This window comes from Acinetobacter rathckeae, from assembly GCF_015627125.1.
Lineage (GTDB): Bacteria > Pseudomonadota > Gammaproteobacteria > Pseudomonadales > Moraxellaceae > Acinetobacter > Acinetobacter rathckeae.
This window is the reverse complement of the sequence record NZ_VTDO01000003.1, coordinates 246736-265056: the sequence shown is the minus strand read 5'-3', so window position 1 is coordinate 265056 and position 18321 is coordinate 246736. Positions and strand designations below refer to the sequence as shown.

Annotated in this window: 15 protein-coding genes; 10 read left to right on the top strand and 5 right to left on the bottom strand. The window is 39.9% G+C overall.

Annotation, left to right across the window (positions count from 1 at the left end; translation table 11 throughout):
• Positions 1 to 17 precede the first annotated feature (17 nt).
• Together murI and I2F31_RS06795 are read right to left on the bottom strand one after the other, a co-directional pair.
• Complete coding sequence (gene murI / locus I2F31_RS06800; RefSeq protein ID WP_407647866.1) at positions 18 to 863, bottom strand: glutamate racemase; 846 nt, start codon at positions 861 to 863, stop codon at positions 18 to 20.
• Positions 864 to 917: 54 nt separating this feature from the next.
• Complete coding sequence (locus I2F31_RS06795) at positions 918 to 1529, bottom strand: DUF1285 domain-containing protein (RefSeq protein ID WP_195773641.1); 612 nt, start codon at positions 1527 to 1529, stop codon at positions 918 to 920.
• A 166-nt stretch (positions 1530 to 1695) separates the two neighbouring features.
• Between I2F31_RS06795 and I2F31_RS06790 the strand changes: the two genes are divergently transcribed.
• On the top strand, positions 1696 to 3408 hold the full coding sequence (locus I2F31_RS06790) for an electron transfer flavoprotein-ubiquinone oxidoreductase (RefSeq protein WP_195773642.1): 1713 nt from the start codon (positions 1696 to 1698) through the stop codon (positions 3406 to 3408).
• Positions 3409 to 3446: 38 nt separating this feature from the next.
• On the opposite strand, the gene tusA is transcribed toward I2F31_RS06790, so the two are convergent.
• The gene (gene tusA, locus I2F31_RS06785; RefSeq protein WP_195769439.1) at positions 3447 to 3707 is read right to left on the bottom strand and encodes a sulfurtransferase TusA; all 261 of its coding nucleotides are present in this window, start codon (positions 3705 to 3707) and stop codon (positions 3447 to 3449) included.
• Between the two features lie 155 nt (positions 3708 to 3862).
• Between tusA and I2F31_RS06780 the strand changes: the two genes are divergently transcribed.
• On the top strand, positions 3863 to 4642 hold the full coding sequence (locus I2F31_RS06780) for a hypothetical protein (protein WP_195769440.1): 780 nt from the start codon (positions 3863 to 3865) through the stop codon (positions 4640 to 4642).
• A 99-nt stretch (positions 4643 to 4741) separates the two neighbouring features.
• Here the strand turns inward: I2F31_RS06780 and I2F31_RS06775 are convergent, their stop codons facing one another.
• Positions 4742 to 5632, bottom strand: coding sequence for an amino acid ABC transporter substrate-binding protein (locus tag I2F31_RS06775; RefSeq protein WP_195769441.1), 891 nt, complete (start codon positions 5630 to 5632; stop codon positions 4742 to 4744).
• Between the two features lie 576 nt (positions 5633 to 6208).
• On the opposite strand from I2F31_RS06775, the gene I2F31_RS06770 reads away from it, so the two are divergent.
• From I2F31_RS06770 to I2F31_RS06745, 6 genes are all read left to right on the top strand, one after another.
• Complete coding sequence (locus I2F31_RS06770; protein WP_195773659.1) at positions 6209 to 7048, top strand: HlyC/CorC family transporter; 840 nt, start codon at positions 6209 to 6211, stop codon at positions 7046 to 7048.
• Complete coding sequence (lnt, locus tag I2F31_RS06765; protein WP_195773643.1) at positions 7045 to 8583, top strand: apolipoprotein N-acyltransferase; 1539 nt, start codon at positions 7045 to 7047, stop codon at positions 8581 to 8583. The genes I2F31_RS06770 and lnt overlap by 4 nt, the downstream gene beginning before the upstream one ends.
• Before the next feature lie 71 nt (positions 8584 to 8654).
• Entirely contained in the window at positions 8655 to 10874 is a 2220-nt protein-coding gene (locus tag I2F31_RS06760) for a primosomal protein N' (protein ID WP_195773644.1), read from the top strand.
• 81 nt (positions 10875 to 10955) lie between these two features.
• Entirely contained in the window at positions 10956 to 12656 is a 1701-nt protein-coding gene (locus I2F31_RS06755) for an ATP-binding cassette domain-containing protein (RefSeq protein WP_195769444.1), read from the top strand.
• Positions 12657 to 13132: 476 nt separating this feature from the next.
• A complete protein-coding gene (locus I2F31_RS06750; protein WP_195769445.1) occupies positions 13133 to 14461 on the top strand; it encodes a glycoside hydrolase family 68 protein in 1329 nt (442 codons plus the stop codon).
• A 29-nt stretch (positions 14462 to 14490) separates the two neighbouring features.
• Positions 14491 to 14796 (top strand): phage holin, lambda family, encoded by a 306-nt coding sequence (locus I2F31_RS06745; protein ID WP_195769446.1) that lies wholly within the window; start codon positions 14491 to 14493, stop codon positions 14794 to 14796.
• Positions 14797 to 14836: 40 nt separating this feature from the next.
• Here I2F31_RS06745 and I2F31_RS06740 read toward each other — a convergent pair whose 3' ends face one another.
• Entirely contained in the window at positions 14837 to 15502 is a 666-nt protein-coding gene (locus tag I2F31_RS06740; RefSeq protein ID WP_195769447.1) for a LexA family protein, read from the bottom strand.
• Between the two features lie 238 nt (positions 15503 to 15740).
• On the opposite strand from I2F31_RS06740, the gene I2F31_RS06735 reads away from it, so the two are divergent.
• Together I2F31_RS06735 and I2F31_RS06730 are read left to right on the top strand one after the other, a co-directional pair.
• A complete protein-coding gene (locus I2F31_RS06735; protein ID WP_195769448.1) occupies positions 15741 to 15938 on the top strand; it encodes an ogr/Delta-like zinc finger family protein in 198 nt (65 codons plus the stop codon).
• Between the two features lie 500 nt (positions 15939 to 16438).
• Positions 16439 to 18277 (top strand): monovalent cation:proton antiporter-2 (CPA2) family protein, encoded by a 1839-nt coding sequence (locus I2F31_RS06730; RefSeq protein WP_195769449.1) that lies wholly within the window; start codon positions 16439 to 16441, stop codon positions 18275 to 18277.
• The last annotated feature ends 44 nt before the right edge of the window (positions 18278 to 18321 follow it).

The following is an 18321-nucleotide window of genomic DNA, read 5'->3' as shown; positions in this document are numbered from 1 at the left end:
TAAATACAAATATTAACTCAATATGCAATAAATTCTGCAACTTTCCAAGTCACTTTTTCAGATAATAATTGTTTTAATAAGGTATCCGTTTGTACGGTATATCCGCCTGTGAAATAACAGCGGATATTTGCTTGTAACTCTAAACGAGGTAAAGCATTCATTTGTTGATGTGCCAGAACACGCCCCACTTGCCGTGCGACCGCTTGGCCTGAATCTACGGTAATAATTTGATTGGTAAAAACCTGATCAATACTGTGTCTTAAAAACGGATAATGCGTACAACCAAGCACCAAGTAATCGGCACCACTTGCGACCACAGGGCTTAAAATCTGTTTCAGTAGTTGCTGTGTTGCAAAGCTATTTTGTTGTCCTGCTTCAACAATCGGCACAAGATCTAAGCATGTGACCGCCATCACCTCTACCCCTTGCGGTTTAGCAAAATAGGTAATCACATCTTTAATTAATTGCCCACGAAAAGTGGCAGGCGTGGCAAGCACCGCAACTTTCTTACTTTGTGTATTTAGAACTGCGGGTTTAAGTGCAGGCACAAGCCCAATGATTGGGAAATGTTCACCATATTTTTGTCGTAAAAAATCTAAGCTAAACGCAGAGGCTGTATTACATGCCACCACCGCAATTTTACAGCCTTTTTGGTACAACCACTCTACAGCTGTGGCCGTTAATTCTCTAATTTCTTCATCTGTTTTTACACCATACGGTACATTGGCGGTATCTGCCAAATAAATGATTTGCTCATCGGGCAAATGTTGGCAAATTTCATGTACCACAGATAATCCCCCCACCCCTGAGTCAAATACACCAATGGGTGCTTGTGGTGAAGCAGACGCTAAAACAGAAGACACACTGTTCATAATTAAAATAAAATGGCAAAAGCAAGATAGGCTAGATATTAAACCTCATGCGGTTAAATGCAAACAAAAATCACCACTTTGCAGTAGCAAAACCGTTTCGTCATTTTGCTTCTGCTGTAACTCACCATAATCGACCAAATGTAAAAAAACTGCACGTGGAATACATGCATGCAAACTGTAACGCACCCAAATATACGGCCTGTCCTGCCCATCATAATTTTTCATAAAAACAGCATGCTTCGCATCTAATAAAACACAGTCGCCATCAGTGGTATAAAAATATAAAAAAGACTGATGGTCGTGCTCAACCTGTTCCACTCTTGCAATCTGTAATGGCGCATCTTGGACATCTATGGCAATTTTTTCCACAGGCGTTTTTAAAAAGTATGTTGAGTCTTCCTTGCATAAAATACGCGAGAACTGTCGCACCAAAGCCTCACGCTGCATCTGTTGCCCTTCGTGCCACCATGTACCATCGGCACGAATGCATAAATCCATTTCACCACAATATTTGGGTTGCCATGTATGTAGTGGTGGAATATCTGTATGTGCTAAAATAGCGCCTAAGTTTGGGGCATGCTCTGCTATTTGCACCAATTTATTGGCCATATGTGTATTTTTCTTACACAAATCAGGGCAAATTTCGTCATTTACCATCGCTTTTATGCCTCATTTGACAGAAAATATAGAGCTATGTTTACCGCTATAGTAACCCAAAATGAGCCACAACATGCATTGTGGTCTAGGCACTATGCAAAATACTCATGGCAGCGCCATAATTGAATGATTTGGTGGCCACCTTTAAAAATATGAGGAGTCCTACATGGAACACATCGAACGTGAATCGATGGAGTTTGACGTTGTTATTGTTGGTGCAGGCCCTGCGGGACTGTCTGCAGCCATTAAAATTCGTCAGCTAGCAATTGAAAACGATTTACCTGATTTAAGCGTATGTGTCGTAGAAAAAGGCTCTGAAGTGGGGGCACACATTTTATCGGGTGCTGTGCTTGAACCACGTGCATTAGATGAACTTTTCCCCAACTGGAAAGAAGAAAATGCCCCATTAAACGTGGCGGTTACACAAGATAAAACCTACTTCTTAATGTCGGAACAAAAGCATCAAGAAATGCCACATGCTTTTGTACCAAAGACCATGCACAACCAAGGCAACTATATTGTGTCTTTAGGCAATGTGGTACGTTGGCTCGGTGAAAAAGCCGAAGAGCTTGAAGTAGCTGTATTTCCTGGCTTTGCCGCATCAGATATTTTGTACCATGAAGATGGCACAGTCAAAGGCATTCAAACAGGTGACATGGGTGTAGGTAAAGATGGCGAACCCACAGCAAACTTTACCCCAGGTTATGAACTTCATGCAAAATATACTTTATTTGCCGAAGGGTGTCGCGGTAGCTTAGGTAAACAACTGATTAAAAAATTCAACTTAGATCAAGATGCCGACCCACAACATTACGGCATTGGTATTAAAGAACTTTGGGATATTGACCCTGCAAAACATCAAGAAGGTTTGGTGATGCACGGTGCAGGTTGGCCTTTGACTGAAACTGGATCGTCTGGTGGCTGGTGGTTATATCACGCAGAAAACAACCAAGTGACTTTGGGTATGATTGTTGATTTATCTTACCAAAATCCACACATGTACCCATTTATGGAAATGCAACGTTGGAAAACCCACCCGCTAATTAAGCAATTTCTAGAGGGTGGCAAACGAGTGTCTTATGGCGCACGTGCTGTGGTCAAAGGTGGCTTCAATGCCTTACCAAAACTCACATTTGCAGGTGGTTGCCTCATTGGTGATGACGCAGGTTTTCTAAACTTTGCAAAAATCAAAGGCTCACATACTGCCATGAAATCAGGCATGCTGTGTGCTGAAGCTGTGTTTGAAGCCATTGCTCAAGGTGTGGCCCAAGGGGGTGAGCTGGCGATTGCACGTGTCACGGAAGGCGAAGACCACTTCATTAAAGAAACCGTTGCCTATACAGAAAAGTTTGATCAAAGTTGGCTAAAAGAAGAACTCTACAATAGCCGTAACTTTGGCCCTGCCATGCATAAGTTTGGGACATTCCTCGGTGGTGCATTTAACTTTATTGACCAAAATGTCTTTAAAGTACCCTTTACATTACACGACCGTGTGGAAGATTTTTCTGCACTGAAAACCACAGATGCAGTTAATTTCAAACCAACCTATCCAAAAGCAGATGGCGTACTGACCTTTGACCGCTTATCATCGGTATTTATTTCAAACACGGTGCATGAAGAAAATCAGCCCTCCCATTTAAAACTGACCGATGCAGATATTCCTGTAGCAGTGAACTTGCCAAAATGGGACGAACCTGCACAGCGTTACTGCCCTGCGGGGGTATATGAAATTGTGGAAGAAGAAAACCAAGCCCCACGTTTTCAAATTAATGCCACCAACTGCGTACACTGTAAAACCTGTGATATTAAAGACCCATCACAAAACATTACTTGGGTAACACCTGAAGGTGGCGGTGGGCCAAACTATCCAAACATGTAAGTCAACACTTCGGCCATAATGCATTTATGGCCGATGTTTTATCCACCTTTTTTCACCAAATAGCGGTATTGCTTTTTTTGTTGCTCAGACATCATTTGCTCTTGCAACAATAACTCATGATTCATATGCACACAAAAACGTGGAATATCCCATGAAGTCGATGGATCTGTCGCAATCACTTCCACCACCTCCCCCACATTTAACTTACGAATGGCTTGTCTGAGCATCATAATAGGGTCTGGGCAATACAACCCTTTGGTATCTAGTTGAATATGTACCGTTGTTGCCGAATCAGACATGACTTTTCTTGACCACCTAAATAAAAATGATTTTATCACAAAGGCTATATTGGTATAAAAGCATCAAACAGACAAAATAATAGCCTTAGGAAATGATATTTACATCACACTTATCTAGGTTATTATATATTCAAAATTAAAATAGTGATAATCATATGAATAACCACACAGCATTCACTCCGAAACAGACTGAAATTCAATATGCAGATGAAATAGAAGCACTACAAGACATTGTTCAACACGGCGTAGGCGTTCAGCGTACCGACAATAGCTTTGACTTCATCATTGATACATTTTTAGGAAGGCTACCTTATGGTGTAGATTCTAGTCAGTTCTCCACCCGAAAACGATTTGTATTAATACAGCAACGCATCAGCACAATTGGCTCGGTCATTATGATGTTTAGCTGTAGTCTATTAACCATTATTATGACTGCTGTGGCGATCTCTAACTTTTGGTATATGGGCTTTGTTGCCCTTCTCTTTGTATTTTTGGTTTACTACAGCTTCAAAACATTTAAAAAATCTCTGGCACTCTACAATGCCATTAAAAACTTACAACAAACTGTGCCCGATATTGAGAAAACACATACCGTTGTGAATGAAGCAGAAATCGCTCAAATGTTTGCTCAAGACCGTTTAAAAAGCAGAATGATTGGTGCTGTACTCATCGCTGTCTGTAGTTATCTTTGTTACACCATCTACTATGGCACAATCCACAAGGTCTGGATTTTTTCGCTGATTGCACCTTGTGGATTTATTTTGGGCATTGGTAGCCTCATTACAGGAATGAATAAGCCAGAAATACTATATCGTCATGGCTATGCACAAGCACGTTGGAAAGATCTCCCCCTAGTCATGAAAGTGTGTATGTTTTTAGGCGTACTTGCCTCTGTACTCACGTGGGCATGGATCAAAGGCTTTTTAGCCCTTTAAATAGAGTATATATTTCACATCATCAAAAACTAAAAATTAGCACCCTATTGGTAACGCAGAAATATCTAGGATCAGATCTTCGCTGATCCTTCTACTCAATTAAATTACACCAGAATCATTAGGATGTGCTTCTAAGCGTTTAAAAGACTCACTTTTTGGTAAATTCAAAGGAAGGCTCTGTGGAGGTATCGCTGATAAAAACCACTTTTTATACAGTTTATCCATTTGACCAGATGTCCACATAGATATAATGACACGATCAACAAGTAGTTTCATCCGAGCATCATCTTTAGCAAACATCACGCCATATGGCCCTACAGATAATACTGGCCCAACCACCTCAAAACGCTTAGGGCGCACTGATTGATGTATAAAACCAACCAATGCATTTTCATCCAGAATAAATGCATCTGCCTGCCCCAACTCAAAAATAGCAAAAGATTCAGCATCATCTTGACCATAGACATGCTTTACATCAATTTGTGCACCTTTGGCATTTTGTTTAATATACTTATCAGCCGTTACACCTTCTGTGGTCACCACCGTTCGACCATTTAAATCAGCAAAACTTCTCAGACCTGAATTGGCTCTGACTAACATTCGCACTTCTGAAACAAAGTAATTGATTGAGAAGTCGACTTGCTTTTGACGAAACATGGTATGTATGGTCGAACCACATTCCATATCAATCTTGCCATCATTTAAATCTGACATGCGTTTTTTTGCATTCACCACTTGGTACTCTACCCGCAAATCAGGTAAATGATGCTCTGCTTTAATCACATCTACAACACTTTTACAGACATCAATAGCATAGCCTAACACCTGACCATTTGCTGTATATGACATTGGAATAGACGAATCACGGTGCCCTATTACAATTGCCCCACGTTCTTTAATTTTTGTTAATGTATCTGTTGCATACGTCTGTGAAATTCCTCCAAAAAAACCACATGACATAACAACTGTAAATAGATATAGATGCTTCATTTTTATTACCTAAATTGATCAAGACATAGAGTCAAGTATGTTGTTTAAAACAGCTCAACACCTACTCACCCAAAAAATATCCCTCATAAATTGATGGTTATACTCACTTTTTATTTTATCTATATGAGTTTTATTCACAGTCTCTTGGCTTTAAACAAGTCAATCTAAAGCGTATTGAACATGCACACAGACTATGCCAATGATGTTCCTTTTTGAATAATTAGCCCCTTTGGTTAGCCCAACATAACTTGCGTTTTGTTAAATACTTAAAATAAATCCTATTTTAATATAATCGACCGTACACCCCATCAAAAGCAAAATAAAAATCACATTAGTAAAAATAAATGCAAAATGTATCACAAAATAAATAAATTTAAAATAAATCTGCTTTTTATTCTTACAGACATATTAGATATTCCCTATCCTACAATCTAAGACACAATTAACGAGCTAAGACAATAATGGATTGATTCTTTCTTTACAGATTTAACATCGTTTTGTTAATGCATCTGCCATTTTTCTTCGGTATGATGACCAATCTATACATAAAAACATACCTCTTTATTAGGAAGGATCATGCACGAGGAAACAGGCCCATCGTGGGGCATGCGTGGCTTAAGAAAATGGTTAGGTACAGCACCAGAAACCAGAGATGAATTGCTCAAACTAGTACAAGACTCTAAACGCTTTTTAGAACCAGATACCGTGGCAATGCTTGAAGGGGTACTTGACCTTCCTGCAACCAAAGTTCGTGAAGTGATGACCCCACGCACGGCTATGGTTAGCTTACAAGAAAATGACCAACTGCTTGATATCTTGCCGATTCTTATTGAATCTGCACACTCTCGCTTTCCTGTGTTTTGTGAAAACCATCCAGACACGGTGGTTGGTGTTTTACTGGCCAAAGACCTGTTGCCTTTTTTGTCTGAACCTACTGCAAAAGTCGATATTTCTGCACTGATTCGTCAACCCCTATTTATTCCAGAAAGTGCTCGATCAGACCAAGTCTTGCGTATGCTAAAAAACACCCAAACCCATATTGCCATTGTAATTGATGAACACGGAGCAACCTCTGGACTGGTCACACTTGAAGATATTTTGGAAGAAATTGTTGGCGAAATTGAAGATGAACACGACGATGCCAACGAAGAAAGTCAGCTGATTTTACCCGACCCAAAACACAATGATAAACCTGCTTGGATTGTGCAAGCACTCACGCCTATCGAGCATTTTAACACTGTATTAAATGCTCATTTCTCAGATGATGAAGTGGAAACAGTCGCAGGCTTACTACTTCAAGAAATTGGTTTAGTCAACGACTTAGAAGGCCAAGTGATTGAGCTTGAAGACTGGACCTTTACCATTGTGACCGCAGATGCTCGCACCATTCAACTCATCCGAGCTGTACGCCAATGAGTCTAAAAGACATCCACGTACAAAAAATGCCACTTGCGTTATTGTGCTTCGTCACACTCACAGCAGGTGGTGTTTTTAGTTTATCGCTTGCGCCTTATGGTTATTGGTGGTTAGCACTCATTTCACCTGCACTGTTGTATGCTTGTTTACATGCTCGAACTGCTCCACAAGCCTTCCTTTTAGGGTGGTGTTACGGCATTGGCTTATGGTTCGTTGGTGCATTTTGGTTATACACCTCTATACACCAATATGGCGACACCAACTCAGCAATTTCTGTCCTGCTCATTGCTCTACTCGCCATCATCATGGGTTTATTTAGTGCCGTATCTACTTGGGCTTATAGACGTTTTTTCCCTGAAACACCGCTCACATTCACGCCCATTTGGATTTTATTTGAATGGTTAAAAACATGGCTCTTTACAGGGTTTCCATGGTTATTTGTCGGTTACGCATTTACGCAAGCATACCTAGACGCATACGCACCACTTTTTGGGGTGTTTGGTGTGTCGTTTATTGCTGTACTCATTGCCTGTGCATGTGTAGAACTCTTTAAAAAACACTTCTTTTGGCTTATTCCAATCGTACTTGTAGTGCTTGGAGCATGGGGAGCAAGCCTACTGAATTTTGTCACTCCCAAAACAGAAAAACCACTGTCTGTGTCTTTAATACAAGGCAATATTCCACAAGACTTAAAATGGCAAGAAGCCTACCAATATAAGACCTTAGACATTTACAGTGCATTGAGTGCATCAGAATGGGGGCGTGATTTAGTCCTTTGGCCTGAATCATCTATTCCAATGTTACAAACATCGGTACAACCTTTTCTAGACCAAGTAAGCGAGCATGCCAAGCAAACGGGCTCGGCATGGGGTGCAGGCATGTTGTATTACGATGAAAAAGCATCTGAACATGCCAATAAATGGTTACTCTACAATGTACTCATGCTTACAGGTCAAGATGCCTCGGGCTTATACAAAAAACAACGCCTTGTACCTTTTGGTGAATACGTTCCTTTTGCAGGGCTACTCAAATGGGTACTGCCTGCATTGCAAAATGACCCAAGTGGTGGCGGACTTTCCGCAGGACAAGCCCCTCAACCACATTTAAATATTAAACATCATGCACTCGGTGTTGCCATTTGTTATGAAGTGGCTTACCCCAACTTAACCCGTTTAAATGCAATCGGCAGTGACTACATGGTGACTATTTCTAATGATGCATGGTTTACAGGTACTGCGGGGCCTTGGCAACACTTACAAATGGTACAAATGCGTGCCAAAGAAAATGGCCGTTGGTTCATGCGTGCCACCAATACCGGCGTCACCGCATTTATCAATCAACATGGTCAAATTGTGGCTCAAGCACCACAAGACCAAGCCTTAGTTCTACGCCATGATGTCCCTGCATTTACAGGACAAACCTTATATAGTCGTTTAGGTGACTATCCTGTCTTATTGTTTTGTGCTGTTTTATTGTTATTGGGCTTACATTATCGCCCACGTACCATTGATGTCTCTTTTAAATCAAGATGTTAATTGAACCAGCTCATGGCTTAAACACACGCCATGAGCACCCCCAATAAAACATACTGTTGGTTGATCTACAGATGAATAACCCACTGCCTTTTCGTATTCGTGTTGCTGTACCTGTCCCAATTCACGAATATTTTGATTACGAAGTATCTGCACAACAATATGCCGATATTCAAGCAGGCATGCGGGTCACTGTACCTTTTGGTCGCCAAACCTGTGTAGCCATTGTGATAGAAAAAGTGGCCTTAGATGTTCCACCATCAACACAATTTAAACTCAAAAAAATTATACAAATACTCGATGAACAACCGTTAATTGATCCACATATTCTCCAATTACTCACGTGGTCAGCCCAGTATTATATGTATCCGCTGGGCGAGGTCATACAAAGTGCCTTACCCACACGGCTTAGACAAGGTCATCATTACGATTGTGTCACCACGCAATGGCAACTGACTCCATTAGCCCATGAAGAAAATACACTCAAACAACTCAAACGCTCAGAGAAACAACGCCTTGCGGTTGAGTACATACAAACACACCCTCACGGCGTACTTGAAACTGAACTGAACCTACACGGTATAAGTACGGCCACGCTAAAAGCATTAGAAAAAAAACAATTAGTACAACAAAATGAAGTCCAGATTGACTTTAGCCGTAAGCCTGTCGGGTTAGCAGAAAAACAACTCACCGCCAACACAGAGCAATTACAAGCCCTTGAACAAATTGTACCTACACTGCAAAACTATGCAGGCTATTTACTTGATGGCATTACAGGCAGTGGTAAAACTGAAGTGTACTTACAAGTCATGTGGCAGGTATTAAAGCAAAATAAGCAAGTATTGGTTTTAGTCCCCGAAATTGGCTTAACTCCGCAAACAATTGCTAGATTTCGAGCACGGTTTGATTGCCATATTGCCTTATTACACTCAGGGCTAAATGACACAAAACGCTTACATGCGTGGCAACAAGCTCAAACAGGGCAAGCAGGTATTATTTTAGGTACACGCTCAGCGTTATATACCCCAATACCCGACTTAGGGCTGATTATCTTAGATGAAGAACATGACCTTTCATTTAAGCAACAAGAAGGCTTTCGCTACCACGCCAGAGATGTCGCACTGTATAGAGGCTATTTAGCCAAGTGCCCTGTGATTTTAGGGTCAGCAACCCCTAGTATAGACAGCTTTGCTTTAGCCAAACAAGGCAAGCTCAAGCACATTATGCTCAACCAAAGAGCAGGCCATGCTCGCATGCCCAAAATGCAGATTTTAGACTTAAAAATTGCCCCTAAACAGCATGGTTTAAGTCTAATCCTGATTGAAAAAATCAAAGCGACATTACAGCAAGGTCAACAAGTTTTGGTTTTTTTAAATCGGCGTGGCTATGCCCCTGTACTGATGTGTGAGTCCTGTGCATGGCAAGCCAACTGCCCCCGCTGTGATGCACATTTTACCTTGCACACCCAACCGTACCAACACTTACACTGCCACCACTGTGGTCTGATACAAACCTTGCCAAAACAATGTCCTGCCTGCCAACACCCCACCCTTAAACCGATTGGCTTAGGCACAGTTAAAATTGAAGAAGGCTTAAAAGAGCTTTTTCCTGAGCATGATGTATTACGAGTAGATAAGGACAGCACCCGCCACGTAGGCAGTTTAGAAAAAATATATGCACAAATTCATGCAGAAAAACCCCTCATTTTACTCGGCACGCAAATGCTGGCCAAAGGGCATCATTTTCCACATGTGAGTTTAGTGGCCATTTTAGATATAGATGCAGGCCTACTCAGTGTTGACTTTAGAGCCCCCGAACGTACTGCACAGCTCATCACTCAAGTGGCGGGACGTGCAGGGCGTGGCGACTATCACGGCGAAGTGATCTTGCAAACACTTCGGCCAGAACACCCTATACTGCACACATTGCTTGAACACGGCTACCGTACGTTTGCCGAGCAAACCCTCAAAGAGCGAGAAACCGCCTGCTTACCACCCTATCGCTACAGTATTTTAATTCGCAGCGATGCTAAAAATGAACAACACAATCTAGCGTTTCTCAGCCAAAATGCCAAACTATTGACTGACAATGCACAGCAAAGCGTAGATGTTTGGGGGCCAATACCCGCACCCATGCAACGTAAGGCAGGAAAATACCACGCACACATGCTATTACTTGCAAGTAGTCGAGTGCAGTTACACCACTACGTCAAACATTGGTGGCAATATGTGCGTGCAACCGCACCTTCAGATATTCGATTGTCTATTGATGTTGACCCACAAGAGTTTGGGTAAAATTGACTTTATTGGTATGTCTGTCATATAACTAACAACTGCCTCAAACAGACCATAGAAATATACAATAAAGGCGAGTCCATGAATAATAAACACCTGAATATTTATCAATTTTTCTGGTCACTGTCTAAACAAAGATTCACTCGAGCAAAACCCGCTTTTGCTTTATTACTTGTCATTATTATTGCGTCATCTGCTTTAAGTAGCCTTGTACCATATTTAATGAAAGACATTGTAAATTATAATGAAAGCACTCAAACCAATACACCATCCTACCTGAGTATGTTGTACCTACTCGTTATTGCATATGCAGTTGCATGGCTTATGGAACAATTAACTGAATGGACTAAAAACCTCTTATCTGCATATATTTTAGCTAACTTTGAATCAGCACTGATTTATAGCACTTTAGAACATTTCTTTCAGCTCACCTACAATGAACAAAAAAAGCTAAATGTAGGTATATTTAACTCAGATGTTCAGCGAGGAACGTCCGCTTTTGGCCAAGTGAACTACACATTTTTTCTGAGTATTTTACCCATTTTGGCACAGCTTATTTTTATGTGCATGGTTTTAGCAACCAGTATTAATACAATATTTAGCTTCGCTTTTCTTATCAGCATAAGCATTATTTTTTATGTAACCTATAGACTTAATAAAGCGTCCTCAAATGCATTCAAGCAAATATATGAGTCTAAAAACCAAGTTAATAAATTTTTTATTGAAAAAATAAGTATGCCCTATGAGATTAAAGTCAATCATTCAGAACAACATGAGCTAAACAAGTTTGATCTTTTAGTAAATACCTTTCGTTCAAAAACATTTCAAAGCAACAGCAAAATCAGCTTCATTATGATGCGCCAAGTGCTCTTTATTGGCATATTTCTATTATCGTTTATGCTTGTATCGGCATATCTTTTTCAAAATAAAGCCATTAATTCAGGTATTTTTGTTTTAGTCAGCACTTATATTATTCAACTCACCACGCCTTTTATACTTATATCTCAAACCATTATGCGATTAAATGGCAATTTAATTTCACTTGAAAAGTTATATGGCTATTTCCAATGTCCTAAAGATCATCCATTAAAAGCAGATCAAGATACCTTTGATCACACCATGCACCACCCTACTGTCTTCGAGTTTTCAAATGCAACCATTACGCTAGGTGATCAAACATTAACCACATTTAACCACCAGATTTTAGGTCAAAAAACATATGCTGTTATTGGCAAAACAGGCTCAGGCAAAACCTCTTTTATTAACTATTTACTAGGCATAGAAAAAATACATGCTGGGCATTTAAGTTATAAAGGCATTGATATATCTCAAGCTCATACACATAAAACCTATCAAGACATTGCCTTTGTGAGCCAAGATCCTAAACTCATTTCTGGAAGTTTCAGAGAAAATTTGGTCTACAACTCCACCCATAAAATCACTGATGATGACATCATAGCTTTCTTAAAGAGTTTTAATTTAGCCCACCTTCTAGCTGACAACCACATCACACTTGATGATTCAATTGACCTGATCAGCAACAATTTTTCAGGTGGTGAGCTACAAAGAATAAATATTATTCGAGCACTGCTCAAAAAGCCAAAAACCCTTATTCTTGATGAACCCACATCTGCCTTAGATCAATCTATGGCAATCAAAACCATTGAGATATTAAAACAAAATGTGAGTACCATCATTATTATCACCCATGCAAAAGATTGTATTAACTTGTGCGATGAAATCATTAATATCGAAGACATGAAAAATACTCATGCAATCTAAAGCCTCAAACAGGCTTACATTGATATTCCCATTTTTAATTTAACTGGCGTACTTCTACGGTTTAAAATACAAGTGGCCACTAAATTTGGCAAGACGAGGAGACTTTCACGGAAAAGCGATCTTACAAACGCTTCGGCCACCCCCATACATACACGGCTATACAGCATCTTTACGTCACCAATGATGAATAACGAGGTGCTACAATCAACATGGTAATATTTTCACCTACACAGCCATAAAATTGATAAATCACTGTATTCAAACCGATCAAAAAATTTAAATAAAATGATGCTATCAACACCAAAAAACAGCATAAAAAGCAATTTTTCGTATAAACATGTTGTGCCATAAATGGCACATCCAAATTGAATTTTTATTTTCCACATCTTGTTCTATTGTCTAAATGTGGCTTCGCAAACAACCTTAAACACTGCGATTTCACAAATAACTTATTGAACTATAGAAGGAAAATCAAGATGACAAACTTAAACTACCAATCAACCATTTGGACACGTGCAGATGCTTTAAAAGTACATGAAAACGATCCAACCACAACCCAACCGTTAGTTTCACCCAACTTTCCAGTCATGAGTAATGACGTATTCATTTGGGATACCATGCCACTACGTACCCTCGATGGTACGATTGTTTCTGTTAATGGGTGGTCTGTAATTTTCACACTCACTGCAAAACGTAGCCCAGAGGTATTTATTGCCAAAGATGGTACATACGATATTACAGCCGACTGGAATGACCGCCACGGTCGTGCACGTATTTGCTTTTGGTATTGTAAAGATGGTAAAAGCTGGATTTACGGTGGCCGTGTCATGAAAGAAGGGGTATCACCAACCTCACGTGAATGGGCAGGAACACCTATTTTACTCAATGATCAGGGTGATATTGATTTGTACTATACCTGTGTAACACCAGGTGCAACCATTGCCAAAGTTCGCGGTCGTATCGTAACAACAGACAAAGGGGTAAGTGTTGAAGGCTTCAATACAGTAAAATCACTCTTTCCAGCAGATGGTAAATATTACCAAACTGAAGCACAAAACCCTTATTGGAACTTTCGTGACCCATGCCCATTTATTGACCCCAATGATGGACGCTTATATATGGTCTTTGAAGGCAATGTTGCAGGGGATCGAGGCTCTCATAAAGTGGGCTCGGCTGAAATGGGCAGTACACCACCAGGCTATGACCAAGTTGGCGGTGCACGTTATCAAACAGGATGTATTGGTTTAGCCGTTGCGACTGATTTAACTGGTGATAACTGGAAAATTTTACCACCACTGGTGACGGCTGTTGGTGTAAATGACCAGACTGAACGCCCCCATTATGTATTTAAAAATGGGAAATACTACCTCTTTACCATTAGCCATAAATACACATATGCTGATGGATTGACTGGACCTGATGGTGTCTACGGTTTTGTCAGTGAAAGCCTTACAGGCCCATATCGCCCAATGAATAGCTCTGGTTTAGTGCTTGGAAATCCATCATCACAGCCTTACCAGACCTACTCACATTATGTTATGCCCAATGGTTTAGTCACCTCATTTATTGATTCTGTGCCTGTACCTACACCTAATCCCAAAGACTTACAGTATCGTATTGGTGGGACAGAAGCTCCAACTGTACGAATTGAGTTAAAAGGAGATACTTCATTTGTCATCGAAACACTAGACTATGGCTATATCCCTGCAATGCGTGATATTAAGTTAAGAAAGCGACGTAGTGGTCTAAGTAGTATTCTTGACGATATTCTTAACCTTAATTTAACTCAAAAAGAAGCGGCCTAATTGCTTTTGAGTCTAAAAGGGGGATATCTATGCTACTTCATGAACTATCGATTGTAGAAATCATTAAAACATGGTGGCAAGGTGATATGACATTTTATGGTGTCCTGATGTCTATAGTCATGGCTATACTTCGTATGATATATACAGGAGCTTCATGGACCATAACCATTTGCGAAGGCTTGCTGTGCGGTGCACTGACCCTTACCGCAGTATCAACAATGAATTACTTTAATGTACCATCTGACCTTACGGTTGCGATCGGTGGTTTTATTGGATTCATTGGGGTAAAAAAGCTTACCGTCTATATTCATCGTTTTTTAGATAAAAAGTTATAAACACTTTTACCTGTAAAGCTGGTTTGTTCTCAAGCCAGCTTTATCTTAAATTTTGAATATGCCGCACCACTACACCAATAATTCTAATTTTATGTTGAATCGAATTAATCTTTGCAAAGTCAGGGTTTAACGGAATCAATTCAAACAATTCACGACCGTATTCATCATAGCTGATCACTCGGTACTTTTTAAACGTCACTTCGTAATCACTATTTTCTGCAATGACAAAATCGCCAGGTTTAGCGCATAAATTAGGGTCAATAATAATGTGATCCCCTTCTGAAAACCGAGGGAGCATACTCTTCCCAACAATTTGAACACTAAAAATATCTTCAGGTAAACTGCCCTTATAATCACTATAAGTAAACCCTAGAATATTACTGCCATCATAAATGACTTCACGAAACTTCCCTGCTTGTACAAAATCCAATACTGGTATTTTGCTTAGGCCGTTATGATTATAACTCACATTATTATATGCATTTTTAACGTCAGGTACTGCACTATCCTCTTTTCCAGTTAATAACCATTCAATAGATACATTCAAAAGCTCAGCAATTGCATTTAGACTTTCTAATTTCGGTTGGTTTTCGCCACGTAGCCATTTGGTAACAGCAACGCTAGATTTACCTGTTGCCCTAGAAATATCAGCTTGTTTCAACTTCATTTCATTGAGCTTTTGCTGTATGCGCTCATGTAACAACATATTTAGTATCCTAGATTAACAATTGCTATCTTCTACAAGAAAAATTAACTTTAATTATATTAAACCAAATTATTGAAACTTAAGTTAGATAGTGATACCCTAAAATCTCAAATAAACCAACTTAAGTTAACTAAAGTGTTCAAATAGAGGACCGTTTTTCGATATAAAAACATTTGGTTCAAAAAAGTTAGATAAAAACACCTAAATAGCTCATATAAATAATATAGGATTTTTTGTTATGATGAAATGTCCCGTTTGCCATCATACCTCTTATACACGTACAAGTCGCTACCTATCGGCACAAACCAAAGAGGTATATTACCAGTGCCAAAATATGAGCTGCTCTACTACATTTAAAACCATTGAAAGTGTAGATAAAATCATCTCAGAGCCACTATTAAAAAAACAAACACGCATTCTTGAAACAAGCCAATGAATACCTATGTGGCATAGTTATTAATCTTAGATATGCCAAAGTGGCAAAATATATGGCAATGTAAAATGAGTTATGCAAAAAGTTATCGCAGGGAGATCAGCCTTCTGGCGTTACCATGAACATACTATTCGCTCTAACATTTTTTATAAATGAAAGACTCAAATTATGTGGGCTACAACGTGCTAAATCACTTCAAATTAGAGCCAGTATAGTTTGAGCAATAAGAGCTGTATTACGACAATTTCATAATGGAATGCTTTTCATAAAAAATAGTAAATACTAGCCAATACATTCGGTTAATTTTCGGGTGTATTACCCATATACTTGTGTCTATTTTTACTTAACCAGTCGACTGTTACGATCTAAAACATAATGTTGAATAAATACTTACAAAAGTTTCAACTTAACACCCCAATCATATCTATGTGACTATCTTATCTGCACACTTTCATTTTAAAATAACAATGACTCACATTTGCACGTAGTACACAGGCGGCATCATGTCTTTACTCCTCCAAATTACACTGTTTCTCGCAGCCAGCTTACTGATTGTGCCTTGTGCAAAACACTTCGGAATTTCTACCGTATTAGGCTATCTCATTACAGGGATTATGCTTGGGCCAAGCGTACTCAACATTGCACACGATGCCAATGCAATCATGCAACTGGGTGACTTTGGTGTCATTTTTTTAATGTTCCTGATTGGCCTAGAGCTCAGACCACAGCGACTTTGGAAACTCAGACAAGCCATTTTTATGATGGGAAGCTTACAAGTCACCATCACAGGTTTGGTATTGATGCTGATCATTTGGCTTGTATTCAAACAAAGTATTGCAGCCAGCTTTTGTATTGGCTTTGCACTCGCACTGTCTTCTACCGCATTTGTCTTACAGCTTCTTAATGAAAAACAACAGCTCAACACCAGTTATGGGCAAAATGCATTTTCCGTTTTACTCTTTCAAGACATTGCAGCGATTCCGCTATTAGCAGTTATTCCATTACTGGCAGGGACATCCAGTACCCATCATGGCATTGCTTATTTTGCAGCCATTATCGCGGTATTTAGTGGCTTATTCTTATTTAGTCGTTTTGTCATGCGTCCCTTCTTCCGCTTTGTTGCACGCAGTGGCGCAAGTGAATTACTGACTGCAGTTGCCCTCTTTATTGTCTTATCTACTGTATTACTCATGGATATTTTAGGCATTAGCACCACATTAGGCGCTTTTCTAACAGGGGTTTTATTGGCAGATTCAGAGTTTCGCCACGAATTAGAATCCAATATTGCACCTTTTAAAGGACTACTGTTAGGGCTATTTTTCATGACCGTGGGCATGACCACAGAACTTTCTGTCCTCTTTAGTCACCCATTTCTAATCATTGGCTGTGCCATTGCCTTACTGCTGATTAAAGCCACTGTCATGCTATTGATTGCACGGCGTTATAAAAACAGTTGGAAAAATAGTCTTTTATTGGGAACATGTCTTGCTCAAGGCGGTGAATTTGCCTTTGTGGTGTTTAGCGTTGCCCAAAGCAAAGACATTCTGTCAAATGCCATCACCCAACCTGTCACGCTCATTGTGACTTTATCTATGGTACTGACGCCCATTTTGTTTTGGCTCGTTTCACGCTACGTTATTCCTCGCTTTGACACCACATCAAATACAGCATTTGATGACATTCCCGAACACAATGCACCCATGATCATTGCAGGATTTGGTCGTGTTGGACAAATTGTTGCCCGTATTGCTCGACTACAGCACATTCCATTTACCGCCATCGACTCAAGCTTGCAACAAATTCAATTCGTTCGCCAATATGGTGGTACGCTCTACTATGGCAATGTCACACAGCCTGAGCTACTGCGTGCCGCAGGTATTGAGCATGTGAAAATTTTTGTGCTGGCCATAGACAATGTCGAAGACTCAATCCACACAGCAAGACACATTTGCCTACACTACCCACACATTAAACTCTTAGTCCGTGCTCGAGATCGTTACCACGTTCATTTACTCAAAGAAATTGGCGTGGTACACATTTGGCGTGAAACCTATTTATCGGCATTGGGTATGGCCTATCGAGCCTTACGAGAACTGGGTATTGATGAAACCGACGCCTATCAACACATTGAACTCTTTCGTGACTATGATGAAAAACTGCTCACAGAACAGCAAAGCATTGACCAAGATGAACAAAAAGTTTTTGAAACCCATAAAAATGCACTTGCAGAGCTAGAGCATTTGTTTGAACGAGACAGTGCCGTCACAGATGAAACATCATCGGTGAATTTAAAACGCAGTTGCAATACATCACGAGTAGATGTGTCAACAAAGGATCAATAGTCACTTGTGTTTTTACACAATGCCACCATCTACCGCTTAGATTG